Here is a 258-nt window from a genome sequence, read left to right as displayed (position 1 = left end):
CTCCACGAGCCCCCGCAGCCAATGGTGCAACGCGTCGATCACCCGCGTGCCGACAGGCCTGTCGCGCACCGCTGAGAGAAGCGACTCACGTCGCGCATCGTCTTCATCGAAGACCAGCGCCTCCTTCTGCGGAAAGTGCGCGTACACAGTGGCCAGCGAGACGTCGGCGCGCTCGGCGATCTGTTTGATCGTGACCGCCTCATAGCCACGCTCCAGGAACATCTCCAGCGCCGCATCGGCAATGGCTTGCCGCGTCGC

At 65.5% G+C, this 258-nt stretch carries 1 protein-coding gene; it reads right to left on the bottom strand.

The features are described from left to right. Positions 1-258 (bottom strand): TetR family transcriptional regulator (locus SB660_RS21815; RefSeq protein ID WP_410584523.1); only part of this gene is annotated, 258 nt, incomplete at both ends.

Origin of the sequence: Bacillus sp. SIMBA_005 (genome assembly GCF_046535585.1) — a bacterium.
Taxonomy (GTDB): Bacteria; Bacillota; Bacilli; order Bacillales; family Bacillaceae; genus Bacillus; species Bacillus pumilus.
Note: the sequence above shows the minus strand (reverse complement) of the source record. Positions and strands in the feature narration are given on the sequence as shown.